Below are 16,847 nucleotides of genomic sequence, written 5' to 3'. Positions count from 1 at the left end.
ACCGTCAGGGGGAGATCACTCCCACTCGATCGTCCCCGGAGGCTTGCTCGTCACATCCAGCGTGACCCGGTTGATCTCGGAGACCTCGTTGGTGATCCGCGTCGAGATACGGGCCAGCACGTCGTACGGCAGCCGCGACCAGTCGGCCGTCATCGCGTCCTCGGACGAGACCGGACGCAGCACCACCGGGTGCCCGTACGTACGCGCGTCGCCCTGGACGCCGACGCTGCGCACCTCGGCGAGCAGCACGACCGGGCACTGCCAGATCTGGCGGTCGAGACCGGCTGCCGTCAGCTCCTCGCGGGCGATCGCGTCGGCCTCCCGCAGCACGTCCAGCCGCTCGCGCGTCACCTCGCCCACGATCCGGATGCCCAGCCCGGGGCCCGGGAACGGCTGGCGCTGGACGATCTCCTCCGGCAGCCCCAGCTCCTGGCCGACCTGCCGCACCTCGTCCTTGAACAGCTTGCGCAGCGGCTCCACCAGCTCGAACTCGAGATCCTCGGGGAGACCGCCCACGTTGTGGTGCGACTTGATGTTGGCCGTGCCCGTGCCGCCGCCGGACTCCACCACGTCCGGGTAGAGGGTGCCCTGCACGAGGAAGGCGACCGGCTCGTCGCTCGGCGCCTCCGCGACGATCTCGGCCTGCGCGGCCTCGAACACGCGGATGAACTCCCGGCCGATGATCTTGCGCTTCTGCTCCGGGTCCGAGACCCCCGCCAGCGCGTCCAGGAAGCGGTCGGCCGCGTCCACGACCTTCAGCTGCACGCCGGTCGCCGCCACGAAGTCCTTCTCGACCTGCTCGGTCTCGCCCTTGCGCATCAGCCCGTGGTCGACGTACACGCAGGTGAGCTGCTCGCCGATCGCCTTCTGCACCAGCGCGGCGGCCACCGCCGAGTCCACGCCGCCGGACAGCCCGCAGATCGCGCGCTTGCTGCCGACCTGCGCCCGGATCGCCTCGACCTGCTCGTCGACGATGCTCTCCGTCGTCCACGACGGGGTCAGCCCCGCGCCCCGGTACAGGAAGTGCTCCAGCACCTGCTGGCCGTGCGTGGAGTGCATCACCTCGCAGTGGTGCTGGATGCCGTACAGCTTCCGCTCGTCGTTCTCGAACGCCGCCACGGGCACCAGATCCGTGGACGCCGTGACGGTGAAGCCCTCCGGCGCCGCGGAACAGGCGTCGCCGTGCGACATCCACACCTGCTGCTCGTCCGGGGTCCCCTCGAACAGCGTCGAGCCCGACCTGGTGACCGCCAGCGACGTCGCGCCGTACTCGCGGCTGCCCGTGTTGTCGACGGTGCCGCCCAGCGTCGTCGCCATCAGCTGGAAGCCGTAGCAGATGCCGAGAACCGGGACACCCGCCTCGAAGACGCCGCGGTCGAGGGAGGGGGCACCCTCCGCGTACACGGAGGAGGGGCCGCCGGAAAGGATGATCGCCTTCGGGTTCTTGGCGAGCATCTCGGCGGCCGGCATGGTCGAGGGGACGATCTCGCTGTACACCCGCGCCTCACGCACCCGACGCGCGATGAGCTGGGCATACTGCGCGCCGAAGTCGACGACGAGCACGGTGTCCGGGGCGCTGCTCTCGGACGGGTTGGAAGCCACGAAGCTGATGCCTTTCGGCGGTGAAGGGGTTCACCCCCGATGATACCGATCCCCTTCCGGGCCCCACGCCCGCGCGCGCTCCCCCACCGCACGGACAGCGCCCCCGGCACCCCGCAGGGGAGGGCGGCTCGGGCGCGGGCGGCCGTGACATACTGGGCGCGTGTTTACGCAGAGCGCTTTCTGGTTTACCTATGGCACCGGTCCGGCCGGTCGCCATGGTCGACGTTCTGTGTGAGCAAGAGAACACACGACTTCCCCAGGCGCCCCGGGCCGGCCAAGGCCCGGGGCGCCTGTGTGCCGGCTCCCTGGCCGCCGTAGTCCGAGGGCTCCACCGAGCTGAGGAGCTGGCAGCTGATGCACCCGAGCACCGTCACCGAACCGACCCCGCAGGCCGCCCCTGACGACCCCGAGACGGTGATCGCCGCGGAGCGCGCCCGTATCGACGCCCTGGACGCCCGCATCGTGGCGCTGGTCCGCGAGCGGATGGAGGTCTCGGAGACGATCCAGCGCGTACGGATCAAGTCGGGCGGCCGCCGGGTCCATCTCGCTCGCGAGATGGAGATCCTCGACCACTACAGCGGTGAGCTCGGCTCTGCGGGCCGCGACCTGGCGATGACGCTGCTGCGGCTGTGCCGCGGACATTAGGGCTTGCCCTGCGGGCCTCTTCCGGCAACGGGGTGCCACTGCCCGCAGTGTGCGGTCCGCGGCGGGGTTGTGGCTTGTCGCGCCGTTCCCCGCGCCCCTGCGGGGCGCCGTTCCCCGCGCCCCTGCGGGGCGCGGGGGCCCGAAGGGGCCTCACCCGTACGGCGCGTGACCGGCTCGGAGGGGCTTCGTTGATCCCGGTGTCCCTGATCTCCGCCGGGCGCCCGGCGGCGAGCGGGGCGGCGTCACCGGAGCGATGAGACGTCCGTCCTTCCCGGGAGGGGAGACGCCGGGCGTCGTGGGACCTCGCTTTGGTGCTGTGACCGGACGGCAGGGGACAGCAGCCCGGTCACGACAGCGGCCGGTCCCGGGGACGCTCTGGGCCGGCCGCTCCGCGGTCTTTCGACGGCGTCACGAGCGCCTTGCGGACTCCGCGCCGCGCTCCGGAAATCCCGCTCCGTCGAAACGGTTGCGGAAGGTGAGCCGCATCCAGGACGATGCGAGAGCGAGCCCAGTGAGCGCACCACTCGACGACCACGGGTCGGCCGTGGCGGACTTCCGCCATTGGTTCGACCAATCCGGCGGCGCTTCCCCCCGGCGCCGCCTCACAGCACGGGCGCTGCCCTGACGCCGGTGCTGGTCCGAGGGCCCCGCGGCTGCCGCCACCCACCCGGCCGGCGCCACGGGGCCCTTCGTCGTGGCGGCGACCGGACCGTGGGAACGCCCGGCCGGGCGTTCCCACGCGCGGGGTCTCAGTCCGCCGTCCGCGCGTCCCGCGCCGGCACGTCCGGCACCGGCAGCAGAGGCAGCCGCAGGGCCCCGAAGGCGCTCTCGGGTACCGCGGGCTTGACCGGCGTGACGGGTGCCAGCCGCTGGTAGGCGGCGTCCTGCGCGGGACGCGGGTCGCTCTCACCCTTGTTGGGCCAAAAGGACATGGCGCGCTCCGCCTGTGCGGTGATGGTCAGCGACGGGTTGACGCCGAGGTTCGCGGAGACGGCCGAGCCGTCGACGACGGAGATGCCGGGGTGGCCGTGCAGCCGGTGGTAGGGGTCGATGACGCCGTGCTCGGCGTCCTGCCCGATGGGGCAGCCCCCCAGGAAGTGGGCCGTGAGCGGGGTGCCCATCAGTTCGCCGACGTTGGTGCCGGCGAAGCCGTTGATCTCCTCGGCGAGCGCGGTCGCCGCCTGGGCGCCCTCGGGGATGTGCACCGGGTTGGGCGCGCCGTGCCCCTGCCGCGCGGTGAGCATGCCCTTGCCGAGGCCGCCCTTCTTGCGGTAAGTGGTCAGCGAGTTGTCGAGCGTCTGCATGACGAGCCCGATGATGATGCGCTCCGACCACTTGCGCGCGGACAGCGAGCGGGCGAACAGCGCGGGGTGCCGCAGGCAGGTCACCACGTGCGCCAGGGTGCCGGGCAGGGTGGTGTGCTGCCGCACCTGGAGGGTGGTCAGGGCGCTCATCGCGTTGGAGCCCTTGCCGTAACGGACGGGCTCGATGTGGGTGTTGGCGTCGGGGTGGACGGACGAGGTGATGGCGACGCCCTTGGTGAAGTCGAGCTCCGCGTCCTTGCCCCACTTCTTGCGGTAGCGGCGCGCCACGGTCTGCGCGCCGACGAGGGCCTCGGAGTTGGTGCGGGTCAGCTCGCCGAGGCGCGGGGAGAGGTGCGGCAGCGTGCCGGCGTCCCTCACGCGGTGCAGCAGCTTCTGCGTGCCGTAGGTGCCGGCCGCGAGGACGACGCGGCGGGCGCGCAGGACGCGGGGTTTCGCGCGGCGCCGGTCGGTGCGCAGCGTCGCCACCTCGTAGCCGTCCTCGTCGGTGCCCGGAGTGCGCTCGCGGATGCCCACGACGGTGGTGAGGGCTCGGATCTCGGCCCCGGCCTGCTCGGCGAGGTGGAGGTAGTTCTCGTTCAGGGTGTTCTTGGCGCCCCTGCGGCAGCCCGTCATGCACTCGCCGCACTCGACGCAGGCGGTGCGTGCGGGGCCCGCGCCGCCGAAGTAGGGGTCGGGGACCTGTTCGCCGGGGGTGGTGCGCGCGGTGCCGTCGCCGTCGTCACCGTCGCCGAAGAAGACGCCGACGGGGGCGAGGTGGAAGGTGTCGCCGTAGCCCATGCGGTCGGCGGCGGCCTTCAGGTGGACGTCCGAGGGGGTGGTGGTGGGGTTGAGGCGGACGCCGAGCATGCGCTTGGCCTGGTCGTAGTAGGGCGCGAGTTCGGCCTGCCAGTCGGTGATGTGGCCCCACTGGCGGTCCTCGAAGAACTGCTTGGGGGGCACGTAGAGGGTGTTGGCGTAGTTGAGGGAGCCGCCGCCGACCCCCGCTCCTGCCAGGATCATGACATTGGCGAGCAGGTGGATGCGCTGGATGCCGTAGAGGCCGAGCGAGGGCGCCCACAGAAAGTTCTTCACGTCCCAGGAGTTCTTGGGCAACTCGTCGCGGGAGAAGCGCCGGCCGGCCTCCAGCACGCAGACCCGGTAGCCCTTCTCGGTCAGCCGCAGCGCCGAGACGGAGCCGCCGAAACCGGAGCCGACGACCAGCACGTCGTAGTCGAACGGGTCTGCGTCCGCCCGCTTGTGGGCAGCGTGGGGTAGGGACACGAGTACCTCCGGTTCTGCGGTGACGGTGCGGGCCGGCCGCCGGTGGGGGCGGCGGTTTCACGGGTGGGGCCGCCGGGACGGGGCCGCCGGGCGCGGCGGCGGACGCTCAGCGGAACGCGGGGGCGGAGCGGCTGCTCAGCGGAAGCGGAGCGTCTTGAGTGCCTTGAGGGAACGCGACATGAACGCCGCGTACGCCTCGTCGCTCATGCCGAGCGACGGCGCCATCGGCAGCACCCGCTGGTGTGCCACCGTCTGCGGCTCGGTGTACTTCAAGATGCCCTCCGAGCCGTGCCGGCGGCCCAGTCCCGAGTCGCCCATGCCGCCCATCGGGGCCTGGGCGCTGCCGTACGCGGAGGCGTAGCCCTCGTTGACGTTGACGGTCCCGGTGCGCAGCCGGGCGGCGGTCTCACGGGCCCGGCGGGCGTTGCCGCTCCAGACGGAGGAGTTGAGGCCGTAGGCGCTGCGGTTGGCCAGATCGATCGCCTCGTCCACGTCCGCGAAGCGGTAGACGGAGACGACGGGCCCGAAGGTCTCCTCGGCGCAGACGGTCATGTCCTGTCCGACGCCTTCCAGCACGGTCGGCTCGTGGAACAGCGGGCCGACGTCCGGGCGGTGCCTGCCGCCCGCCAGCACCTTCGCCCCCTTGGCCACGGCGTCCTGGATGTGCCGCTGTACCGTCTCCAGCTGCCGTTCGGACACCAGGGAGCCCATGTCGGCGCCGTAGGCGAGGGAGGTGCCGAGCCGCATGGCCCGCACCCGGGCCAGGAAGCGTTCCAGGAAAGCGTCGGCAACCGACTCGTGGACGTACAGGCGCTCGATGGAGATGCACAGCTGCCCGGCGGAGGAAAAGGCCCCGCGCACCGCGCCGGCCGCCGCCTTGTCGAGGTCGGCGTCGTCCAGGACGAGCATCGCGTTCTTGCCGCCCAGCTCCAGCGAACAGCCCACCAGGCGGGCCGCGGCGCGCTGGGCGACCTCGCGCCCCGTGCGGGTCGAGCCGGTGAAGGAGACGTAGTCGCCGCGGTCGGCGACCTCGGGGCCGATCACGGGGCCCTCCCCGAGGACAACCTGCCACACGTCCTCGGGCAGCCCCGCCTGGATCATCAGGTCGCGGGCCCACAGCGCCGTCAGCGCGGTCTGGGTGTCGGGCTTCATCACCACCGCGTTGCCCGCGGCGAACGCCGGCAGCGCGTCTCCGACGGACAGCTCGAAGGGGTAGTTCCAGGGCGCGATCTGGCCGACGACGCCCCGGGGGTGACGCAGCTCGGTGACCTTCGTCAGCGCGGGTATCGCCCCCGTGTGCCGCTTGGGCCGCAGGTAGGAGGCGGCCTTGCGGCCGTAGTGGCGGGCGGCGACGGTGACCGCCTGCACCTCCTCGTGCGCGTGCAACCGCGCCTTGCCGGTCTCCAGCTGGATGAGGTCGAGCACCTCGGACTGGCGGGCCAGCACGAGATCGTGGAAGCGCAGCAGCACGGCCGCGCGCTGCCGCACCGGCAGCGCCGCCCACCGCCGCTGCGCCGCACGGGCCGTCTCGAAGGCGGTGGCGACGTCTTCGGGGGTGGACTCGGGCAGCTCGGCCAGCACGTCCCCGGTGAAGGGGGAGCGGCTGGTCGTCTTGCCGCTGCCCACCACGCCGCGGGTCAGCGCCGCGACGAGGTCCCTGGTGACCACGTCGGCCGCGGACCGCGCGCCCGCGGGCGCGGGGGCCACCGGATTGCCGTCGGCGGGAGCGGCGGCGGCTGAGGGGTTGGTGCTCTCCAGCGAGTCCGTCATGCGCCCGAGCGTACGACTCGGGGCACCGGCTCGTATACCCGGCGGTAACCCCTTTTCACGGAATCCGCCAGTGATTGCTGGCAACACCGCGCAGGGCGCAGGACCCTCACGCCCACGGCGCCCGCACGGTCACAGATCGTGGATCTTCAGGGACTTCTTCGCCTCGTCGAAGACCTGCTCGCCGTCCTGGTGCGACTTGCCCTTGGCGGGCATCTCCACCTTGAGCCGCCAGCGCACGCCGTCACCGTTGACGTAGATCAGCTCGTGCCGGAGCTTCTTGGGGCCCTCGGGCTCGTCCACGTCGCTGAGCCCCTGGAAGGTGGTGACGACCTCGGCCGCCTCCTTGCCCTGCTGGTCGGCCTCCGTCACCCGGGAGACGACGTTGCCCATCGTGTCGCTGTAGCCGTCCTCCTCGGCGCCGTCCTCGTAGAACTTCTTCCAGCGGTTGGCCTCCGCCAGCGAGCTGTCCTTGATGTCCTTGCTGGAGCGGCTCAGCTCCATCGCGATGACGCTCCCCGGGTCGGTGAAGGCCACCGACTGCTCGTCGGCGCTGCGCTTGTACTCCTCCGGCACGGCCAGGGAGGCCCGCACCCGCTTGTCCTCGTTGCGCGTGTGCCAGCCGTCCGGCGCCTGGTCGGCCGTCAGGACGAAGAACAGCGTGAGCGCGGCCGCCAGCGCGACCACCACACCGCCCGTGCCGAACTGCCAGCGGCGCTCGGTGCGCAGCTTGCCGAAGAACCCGCCCAGCCCGCGCGCGACCGCGCTGCCGCCGCCCTGCCCTCCCGGCACGGGACGCGGCGAGCGCACCGGCGGACGCGCCACGTCCTCAAGCGTCTGGCGGACCTCCGTCGCATCCGGACGCAGCGCCGGCTCCTTGGCCAGCAGCCGGGTGAGCAGCATCCCGAACGCGCCCGACGCGCTCAGCGCCCGCGCGGGCCGCTGCGGCTCGGACGAGAGCACCGCCTGCAACGTGGCCGGGCTGTTGGAGCGGCGGAACGGGGAGACGCCCTCGGTCGCCGCGTACAGCACCACACCCAGCGACCACAGGTCCGACTCGGGGCCGGGACGCTGGCCCAGCACCCGCTCCGGCGCGGTGAACTCGGGCGAGCCCACGAACGTGCCCGTCTCCGTCAGCCCCTGCTCCCCCTGCACCTGCGCGATACCGAAGTCGGTCAGCACCACCCGGTCGTACCGGCCCAGCAGCACGTTGTCCGGCTTCACGTCGCGGTGCAGCACGCCCTTCTCGTGCGCGGCGTCCAGCGCTCCCGCCACCGCGAGGCCGACCCGGGCCGCCTCGCGCGCGTCCAGCGTGCCCTCGCCCAGCACATCGGCCAGCGAACGGCCCTGGACCAGCTCCATGACGATCCACGGCTGGTCGTCCTCGACCACCACGTCGTGGATGGTGACGACGGAAGGGTGCTCGATACGTGCCGCCGTACGGGCCTCGCGGCGCATCCGCGCGTGCATGGTCTCGCGCTCGCGCGCCGGCAGGTGGTCGGGCAGCCGCGGCTCCTTGACCGCCACGTCCCGGTCGACGACCTCGTCGTGGGCTCGCCACACCGTGCCCATGCCACCGTGCCCCAGCCGGGAGGTGAGGCGGTAACGGCCGCCGACCAGCCGCCCCGCGCCCGGATCGGCGCCGGCGGCGGGCGGTGCCGGCACCGAGGCCCTGGTCGGCTCGTAGGTGCGCGGGCGCGGATCCCGCGCGGGCACAGGGCTCGGGGCGCCTCGCGACGCCTGCGGCTCGTGGTGAGCCTCTCCCGGCGCCTGTTGGGCCTGCGGGGCCTGTTGGGCCTGCGAAGGCGGGGAGGGCTGCTGGTTCTGGTGGCTCGCCTGCGCGGGCGGCCGCAGCCCGTAACTGGTCGACTCGTCCAACCGGCGCCCCTGCTCCCCCGAATGCGTCATGGCCTCCACCCTGAACCAACCGGAAACGCGAGCGCCACCGAGTTCACAGACCTGTGACCGTCAACGGACGCGAGTGACACGGTAGGTGTCGGCGACCGCCTCGAAATGGCGGTCGATCTCGGCACGGTGGCTCTTGGAACCGATCACGAGCAGCACGTGGTAGCGACCGTCCAGGATCATCGCCCGGTTGCGGGCGTACACCTGCCGCCCGCCGCCCTCACGCCAGGAGAACGTGCCCTCCGCCATGGCGGTGTCGCCCACGTCGATGCGCCGGAGTCCGCCTGTACTCGCCCAGTCCGCGGCGCGGTAGGCGGACAGCTCCGGCTCGTCCTCGCTCTGGTAGGCCATCGGGTCCTTGCCATACTTCTCCGTGCTGTCCCGCCCGCCCACGACGACCATCTCCACCTGACCGCCGTTGTAGCGCACCTGCCCGCGCCCGTTGGCCGAGCGCCTGTCCCACTCCTCGGGCACGGCGATCCGGAACCCCGCGGGGTCCTGGCTGGTCTTGTACCCCTCGGGCGCCCGCGGGGACTTCGCCCCGGGCCCGGCGGACGACGCGGACCCCTTGCCGCCCTCCCCCTTCTTGCCGCTCTCGCCGCCGTCCTTGCCGCTCTCGTCCTTGCCGCTTCCGTCCTTGCCGCTCTCGTCCCCGTCCGCCGGCGCACGGTCCTGCTCCTCCGGTACGACGACGGAGCCCTTCTGGTTGCCCCCGCCCTTCTCGCCGTCCGGCAGGAACCACATGACGAACGCCACCGCCGCCGCCATACCGAGCAGCACAAGGCCCAGGATCACCAGACCCAGCCGCCGCGGTCCGGCTCCGCCCGACCGCTGCTCGCGCTCCCTCTTCCCACGCGGCACGGCCTGCGTCGGCGCCCCGGCGGGCTCGTACTCAGGCAGCCGCTCCGGCGCCATGACCTGCGTGCGATCGGGCGCCGTGACGGGGGCGGGGGCGCTCGGCTGCGCGCGCTCGCGGCGCGGGCGGCGCCGGTCGTCAGGGCGCCTGGAGCGGCGACGTCTGCGCACCAGTTCGCCGCGCCGCCGCACGATCGGCAGCCTGCGCGGGTCGGAGGGGCCGCCGGGTTCGAGCGACGGCGCCGTCACCGTCCGCAGCCCCACATCCGGCTCCGGCGCCGAACGGACGAGCGAACGCAGCCAGCCGCGCAGCTCCTCGAAGTCCGGGCGCTCCGTGGGGTCCTGGCGCATCAGCGACTCGACGACGGGGCGCAGCGGACCGCAGTCCTCCGCGAAGGCGGGCGGCTCCGCGCACACCATCTGCACCAGTTCGGCGGCGCTGTCCTCGGGGTAGGGCGCGTGGCCCTGCACCGCGCGGAAGAGCAGCGCACCCAGCGCCCACAGATCGGCGGCAGGACCGACGGGCGGCGCCAGCCGCCAGTTCTCGTACACGGGACCGGCCTGCTCGGGTGCCCAGCGCTCCGTCACCGGGCCGACGACCGTCATCCGGGCGTGCCGCGCCCGCTCGGCCGCCAGCGCCGTCGCAGGACCGCGGAACCGCCCCCCGACGGCCTCCGCCTCCGCTGCCTCCCCCCAGGAGCGGTCAGGGGGAACGCCGCCAGGCTCCGGGGCGTAGGAACCGTCCTCCCCGGGAAACACGTGCTCGTCCTGGAGGGCACCTTCGCCGTGAAGGCCGTCCTCTCCGTGCTGCGCGTCCTGGCCGGCGTCCCCGTCGGCTTCCCCGTTCGGGGAGGAGGCGGGGAGCCCCCAAAGGTGGCGGCGCGTCTCGTCCGGGCGTTCGGGCCCGGTGGTCCACTGCGCGGGAACACTGCGGCTGTCCTGACGCCGCGCGCCCGGGAGCGCGGTCGGACCGCTCCCCCCGTGGGGCGAGACCCCCGCACCGTAGGGGCCCGCCGCGCGCGGTCCGTAGATCTCGTCCCGCTCGACCCGGCGCCCCCCGCCGCCCTCCTCCAGCGCGTCGGGCCGCACCTCGTCCTCGTCGGACGACAACCAGCGGACCTCGTCGTCCAGCGCGCCGGGCGGATGGTGCCCGTCGCCGCCGCCGTTTCGGCCACCCTGCGCGGTGGACCACCAGTCGGTGACCTGGTGACGGTGATCCCCCGCGCCGGCACCCTGCGGGGTGCCTCCGTGCTCGATGCCCGGGCCACCGGCGCGGCGTTCCGCGCTCCGGGTGTCGGCGACGGCGCGCTGGGCGCCCTCCCGGTACGCCGCGATCGCACCGCGCCGGGCCGCGCGCGCCGCCAGCGGGTCCGTTGCGGGGTCCACTGTCGGGTCCGCCGCCGGCTTCGCTGCCGGGTCCGCTGTTCCGTCACCACCCGGCTCACCGCCGTCGCCGGAACCGGGGCGGCGCACGCCTCGGCCGCGCGGCCCGCGCACCTCCTCGTCGGGGTCGATGCCCTCGAACCCGAAGATGCCCCGTCCCTGACCGCGGGGGTCGTACGGGTCCTCCCCGCGCGCCGTGAAGCCTTCGGGAAGCCTGCGCCCCGTCCAGGTCGCCGGCACCGCGTCAGGCGTGGGGGTCCGGGGCTGGGGCTGTGACTGGGGCTGTGCCTGAGTCCGGGGCTGTGCCTGAGTCCGGAGCTGTGCCGGGAGCTGGGGCTGTGCCGGGGGCTGGGATCTGGCCCCGGGGGCGCCGTCGCCTCCGGGACTGCTCTCAGGCGGCGCGGGCGCGGCCCCCGGCTCGTCCGCCTCGGGCAGCGGGTCGTACCCGCACAGCGCCTCCTCGGCGGCCCCCACAGCCAGCCCCGTGAGCATCGCCCGGCCGTCCTCGCAGATGAGCACGGTGCGCGCGGTGACGTTCCGGTGCACCCAGCCGTGGACGTGCACGACCCCCAGCGCCGCCAGCAGGTCGGCGGCGATCTCGGCGGCGCGGTGGGCGCTCAGTGGGCGCTCGGACAGCAGTGCGGCGAGGGAGCGGGCGGGCACCTGTTCGCTCACTATCCACAGCCCGTCGTCCTCCACGAAGACGTCGAAGACCTGGTCGAGCCCCGGATGGTCGGGCAACTGCGCGGCGGCGACGGCGGCCTCCATCGCCCTGCGCACCGCCGGGTCGTCGGGACGCCGGGTCGCCCGGCCGCCACCCGGCCCGCCGGGATACCAGGGCCTGCCCGGCTCCGCCGCACCGTGTGCCGCGAGACCGCCCCGGTGCCCGTACCCGCCCCGGCCGTCGTCGAGCGGATCGGCCTCGACGACCTCCGCCTCGACCACCTCGGGCAGCGGCACCTGGCGCACCAGGACCTCCTGGCCGCCGGCGGTGTCCCAGGCCGGCGACTCGGCGAGCTCGTACGCGTCGGCGGGCGGCAGGGGCAGGCGGTAGCGGCCGGCCAACAGCCGTCCCGCGTACTCCGCGTGTCCCTCCACGACGCCTCCCCAACCGTGCGCGAGGCCGCCAACTCCGTTTCCTCTCCGCACGCTTGCGGAGGGTGACGGCCTGCGTCTGCCACGATACGTCCGGGAACCGCGCGCGTCACCGCGACCGGGCCCGCTACCGCCGCCGTTGCCGTGCGGCGCGGGCGGTCACAGTGGCTTGAACGTCTCGAACGCCGTGTCCCTGAGCGTCTCGCACTCCTCGTCCTGCCAGGCGTCGGCCTCGCACGTGATGAGGATCGCGTAGCCGTTCTCGTCATCGACCTTGAAGCCCCGGTTGAGGACGTGGACCTTCTTGCCGTCCTCCTCGCGCAGGAACTGCCAGTCGGCGACGGTCGGATAGTCCCGCCACTCGACCGCCTCGATGCCCAGCGACTTGTAGCCGGGGCTCTTGCTCGTGGCCGCCGACTCCTGCTGACGCCAGGCCTTGGCGGCGTCCGCGCCAGGGCTGCTCGTGCGGTCGATCTGGATCCGGGGATAACCGCCCGAGTCGGCCGCGTACTTGCCGCCCGAGTTGCTGCCCGCTATGCCGTAGCGCTTCCAGCCGTCGGGCATCGCGACGGAGAAGTGGAACCTGCCGTCCTTCACCTGCCCGTAGCCGTCCGGCAGACCGGAGCCGGACGCCTCGTCCTCGCCACCGTCCTTGTCGCCCTCGTCACCCTCGTCGCCCTTGCCGTCCTGCGCGCCGTCGGACCTCCCGCCGTCCTTCGCCGCGCCGGCGTCCTGTCCTTCCCTGGAACCGCTGCTGCCGGCCTTCTCCGCGCCCGCGGTGGCCGAGCCCTTGCCGGACGCGTCGTCGCCCTTGCCGTCGCCGCCGCTGCTCAGGCTCACCACCAGCACGACGATGACCACGATGACGACGACCACGGCCCCCGCCACGAGCGCCAGCGTCCGCGGGGGCAGACCCTTGCGGAGCTCGGGCAGATCCCTCAGATCGCGCAGCGACGTGATCGCGCCACTGCCCCCGCTCTCCGGGGGCAGTGCCCGGCCGCCGCTGCCGGCGGCCGGCAGCGGCCCCGCACCGGTGGCGGCACCCGGGAGCCGGGATCCGGCGCTCTCCCCCGCGCCGGCACCCTCCCCCGCGCCGGAGGTCGAACCCGTCGCAGAGCCGGAGGCGGCTGTGGAAGTGGAGGCGGCGCTGGAGCCGGGAGCGGACGCGGCACCCGCTCCACCCCCGGCCTTGCCGTCGCCGTCTTTCGCTCCCTTGTCTTGGTCCTTGCCCTTGGCGTCCTTGCCCTTGGTGGCCGAGCCGGGCCCCGAGGCGGCCCCGGAGCCGGACGACGCGCCGGACGGCTGCCCGGTCTTCTCCCGCCCGGACCCCCGGGAGGAGGCACCTGACGCGCCGGACGCGCCCGTGCCGTTCCCCGTCGTGCGCCCACTCGACGGGCGGCTCGCCGCACCGCCGTCGCGGGAATCGGTCGCGCCACCCGCGCCCTTGCCGCCGGTGGTCTCGCCACCCGTGCTCGTGCCGCTCGCGGGCTTCTCGGTCCGCGGGCCCGTCCGCGGGGTCGTCGAGGACGTGGTGGGCGGCGACGACGGACGCGGCGGTGTGCGCGGGGCCGACGGCGGGCTCGACGGAACGGGCGGCACGGAGGGCGACGAGGCCGCCGGAGCCCCCGAGGACGCAGCCGCACCGCGCTGTCCATCGGCGTACGCGCTGCCGGAGCCGGCTCCCTGCTGCGGACCACCCGAACCGGCTCCGTGCCCTGAACCGGCTTCGTGCCCCGAACCGGAGGACGGCGAACCGCTTCCCGGCGGGGAACCGGCGCCCGGCCGGGAGCCCGGGCCGGAGTCGGTGCCGCGAGGGCCGGAGTCGGTGCCGCGACCGGTGCCCGCCGCACCCGCGCCGGCTGCGCCGGCCCCGACGGCGCCCGCCGCGTTGCGCACGGACTTGAAAGCGCCACGCAGCCGTTCACCCGAACTGGTGCCCTCGGACCGCCGCTTGCGCCTGCCGCCCGTCGTACCGGCGCTGTAGGCGGGACCCGACCGGGCACCGCCCTTGCCGGACGACGAGGCCGGTGACGACGACGGTGACGAGGCGGAGGGCGCCTCCACCCGGGGCAGCACGGACGTGCGGCCCGGATCGCCGCCATCGCGTCCCGACGGGCCGAGGGGGCTCTTGAGCCCGGAGGCGACCGGCTCCAGCAGCAGGCGGGCCCCGCTGACGTCGAGCCGCTTCTCCGGGTCCTTCACCAGCAGCCCCGCGATGACCTCGTGCAACTCGCCCGCGTGTTCGGGGAAGGGGACGGGCTCGGTCATCACGGCCGTCAGCGTCGAGATGGCGGAGCCCTTGTCATAGGGCGGGCGGCCCTCGACGGCGGCGTACAGCAGACCGCCCAGCGACCACAGGTCCGCCGGCGGGCCCGGAGGCTTGCCGCGGGCACGCTCGGGCGAGATGTAGGAAGGGGCACCCACCAGCATGCCCGTGGAGGTGACGGACGGGTCGCCCTCGACCTTGGCGATGCCGAAGTCGGTCAGGACGACGCGCCCCGTGCCGTCCTCCAGCAGCACGTTGGAAGGCTTCACGTCGCGGTGGAGGATGCCCTCGCGGTGGGCGGCGCGCAGCACGTCGAGGATGGCGAGCCCGACCTGCGCGGCGCGCTGCGGTTCGAGCGGCCCGTCCTTCTTGATCTGGTCGGCCAGCGAGCGGCCCTCGACCAGCTCCATGACGATCCAGGGCCTGCTGTCCTCGTTGACGACGTCGAAGACGGTGATGGCGCTGCCGCTGCGGATCCTGGCGATGGCCTTCGCCTCACGCAGGGTGCGGGTGATGAGCCGCTGCTTCTCCTCCTCGTCGACACTGGAGGGGAACCGAAGCTCCTTCACCGCGACACGGCGGCCCAGGACTTCGTCCTCGCCACGCCAGACGGTGCCCATACCGCCGCGCCCGAGGACACCCCCGAGCCGATAGCGCCCGCCTACCAGCCGTCCCGTGTCCTCGCTCATGAATCCCCTTGTGTCCCCTCTGCGTGAGAGCCCGCCCCCGGCAGAGCCTTCATTGTGAACCATCGTCCTGACAAGACGTGTACGGGGGCGGCACGGTTACACCACAGCCCCACCACTTCTTACCGGGGTTCACACGTCCAACAGCCCTTGCGGGGACGACCAGTCCAACGGGGGACCCACGGCCGGGCCCCCCGCCGGGACAGGCTCGCACAGACCCGCGCCGGAAACGCACACGGACCTCACGCGGACCTCTACACCGGGGCGATGTCCGGCGCCCCCAGCCGCGCCGCGTCAGCCGTCTGATCGTCAGGCTGCAACTGGGACTCGCGCTCCGCCTCCACCCGCTTCTCGTAGTGTTCGACCTCACGGTCGACCTGGTCGGTGTCCCAGCCGAGCACCGGCGCCATCAACTCGGCACACTCGCGCGCGCTGCGCGTCCCGCGGTCGAACGTCTCGATGGAGATGCGCGTACGGCGCGTCAGAACGTCGTCCAGGTGGCGGGCGCCCTCGTGCGTGCACGCGTAGACGACCTCCGCCTTGAGGTAGTCGTCGGCCGCGGGCAGCGGTTCACCGAGCTTCGGATCCCCGGCGACCAGGTCGAGCACCTCCTCGGTCATCGAGCCGTAGCGGCCCAGCAGATGCTCCACCCTGGCCACGTGCAGCCCGGCACGCTGGGCCAGCCGCGCCCGGCCGTTCCACAGCGCGTGGTAGCCCTCGGCACCCGCCAGCCGCACCTCCTCCGTGACGCAGTCGGCGACCCGGTGGTCGAGCCCGTGCACGGCCTCGTCGACCGCGTCCTTGGCCATCACCCGGTAGGTCGTGTACTTGCCGCCCGCGATGACCACGAGCCCCGGCACCGGGTGGGCGACGGTGTGTTCGCGCGACAGCTTGCTCGTCGCCTCCGACTCACCGGCCAGCAGCGGCCGCAGCCCCGCGTAGACCCCCTCCACGTCGTCCCGCGTGAGCGGCACCGCCAGCACCGCGTTGACGTGGTCGAGCAGGTAGTCGATGTCGGCACTCGACGCCGCCGGATGCGCCTTGTCCAGATCCCAGCCGGTGTCGGTGGTGCCGACGATCCAGTGCCGGCCCCACGGGATGACGAACAGCACGCTCTTCTCGGTGCGCAGGATCAGCCCCGTCGAGGAGTTGATGCGGTCCTTGGGCACCACCAGGTGGATGCCCTTGGAGGCGCGGACGTGGAACTGGCCGCGCTCGGCGATCAGCCCCTGCGTGTCGTCCGTCCACACGCCCGTCGCGTTGACGACCTGACGGGCCCGCACCTCGAACACGCCCCCCTGCTCCAGGTCCTCGATGCGCGCGCCGACAACCCTCTCGCCCTCGCGCAGGAAGCCGACCACCCGCGCGCGGTTGGCCGCGTGCGCCCCGTACTCGGCGGCGGTCCGCACCAGCGTGGCGACGAAGCGGGCGTCGTCCACCTGCGCGTCGTAGTACTGCAAAGCGCCCACCAGCGCGTCCTTGCGCAACGCGGGAGCCACCCGCAGGGCGTGACGGCGCGAGAGGTGACGGTGCGTGGGCAGACCGCGCCCGTGGCCCGACGAGACGGACATGACGTCGTACATCGCCACACCCGATCCCGCGTACAGGCGTTCCCAGGCCCGGTGCTGGAGGGGATAGAGGAAGGGCACCGGCTTGACCAGATGCGGCGCGAGGCGCTCCAGCAGCAACCCGCGCTCCTTGAGCGCTTCGCGCACCAGTGCGAAATCCAGCATCTCCAGATACCGCAGCCCGCCATGGATCAGCTTGCTCGAACGGCTCGACGTCCCCGAGGCCCAGTCACGCGCCTCGACGATCCCCGTGGACAGGCCGCGGGTGACCGCGTCCAACGCCGTGCCCGCGCCGACGATGCCGCCGCCGACCACCAGCACGTCGAGCTCGGCCTCCGCCATCCTCGCCAGTGCCCCGGCGCGCTGCTCCGGTCCCAGTGCCGCTGTCCTCACTGCTGCCTCCCTGGTACGCGTCCGCTGTGCGCGTCTCGCTGCGCGCTTTCGCTGTGGGTTACCGCTGTGTCCGTTCCCTGCGTCTGGTGTGCCTTTT

General features: G+C 73.4%; 7 protein-coding genes and 1 pseudogene. 1 reads left to right on the top strand and 7 read right to left on the bottom strand.

Annotated elements, in window-relative coordinates; all coding sequences use genetic code 11:
• Nucleotides 1-15: 15 nt before the first annotated feature.
• The gene (gene guaA / locus MMF93_RS20125; RefSeq protein ID WP_242753486.1) at nucleotides 16-1,602 is read right to left on the bottom strand and encodes a glutamine-hydrolyzing GMP synthase; all 1,587 of its coding nucleotides are present in this window, start codon (nucleotides 1,600-1,602) and stop codon (nucleotides 16-18) included.
• 354 nt (nucleotides 1,603-1,956) lie between these two features.
• Between guaA and MMF93_RS20120 the strand changes: the two genes are divergently transcribed.
• Nucleotides 1,957-2,247 (top strand): chorismate mutase, encoded by a 291-nt coding sequence (locus MMF93_RS20120; protein ID WP_242753485.1) that lies wholly within the window; start codon nucleotides 1,957-1,959, stop codon nucleotides 2,245-2,247.
• Between the two features lie 749 nt (nucleotides 2,248-2,996).
• Here MMF93_RS20120 and MMF93_RS20115 read toward each other — a convergent pair.
• The 6 genes and pseudogenes from MMF93_RS20115 to MMF93_RS20090 form a co-directional block, all read right to left on the bottom strand.
• A complete protein-coding gene (locus MMF93_RS20115) occupies nucleotides 2,997-4,832 on the bottom strand; it encodes a GMC oxidoreductase (RefSeq protein ID WP_242753478.1) in 1,836 nt (611 codons plus the stop codon).
• A gap of 135 nt (nucleotides 4,833-4,967) precedes the next feature.
• Complete coding sequence (locus tag MMF93_RS20110; protein ID WP_242753477.1) at nucleotides 4,968-6,602, bottom strand: succinic semialdehyde dehydrogenase; 1,635 nt, start codon at nucleotides 6,600-6,602, stop codon at nucleotides 4,968-4,970.
• A 129-nt stretch (nucleotides 6,603-6,731) separates the two neighbouring features.
• Nucleotides 6,732-8,507, bottom strand: a complete 1,776-nt coding sequence (locus tag MMF93_RS20105; RefSeq protein ID WP_242753476.1) for a serine/threonine-protein kinase — start codon at nucleotides 8,505-8,507, stop codon at nucleotides 6,732-6,734.
• Nucleotides 8,508-8,567: 60 nt separating this feature from the next.
• A complete protein-coding gene (locus tag MMF93_RS20100) occupies nucleotides 8,568-11,840 on the bottom strand; it encodes a protein kinase (RefSeq protein ID WP_242753474.1) in 3,273 nt (1,090 codons plus the stop codon).
• Between the two features lie 2,139 nt (nucleotides 11,841-13,979).
• A pseudogene (locus MMF93_RS33805) lies at nucleotides 13,980-14,792 on the bottom strand (serine/threonine-protein kinase); the annotation flags it as partial.
• A gap of 251 nt (nucleotides 14,793-15,043) precedes the next feature.
• On the bottom strand, nucleotides 15,044-16,750 hold the full coding sequence (locus MMF93_RS20090) for a glycerol-3-phosphate dehydrogenase/oxidase (protein WP_242753470.1): 1,707 nt from the start codon (nucleotides 16,748-16,750) through the stop codon (nucleotides 15,044-15,046).
• Nucleotides 16,751-16,847 lie beyond the last annotated feature (97 nt).

The organism is Streptomyces tubbatahanensis, assembly GCF_022699385.1.
In the GTDB taxonomy this organism is placed as follows: domain Bacteria; phylum Actinomycetota; class Actinomycetes; order Streptomycetales; family Streptomycetaceae; genus Streptomyces; species Streptomyces diacarni.
Note: the sequence above shows the minus strand (reverse complement) of the source record. Positions and strands in the feature narration are given on the sequence as shown.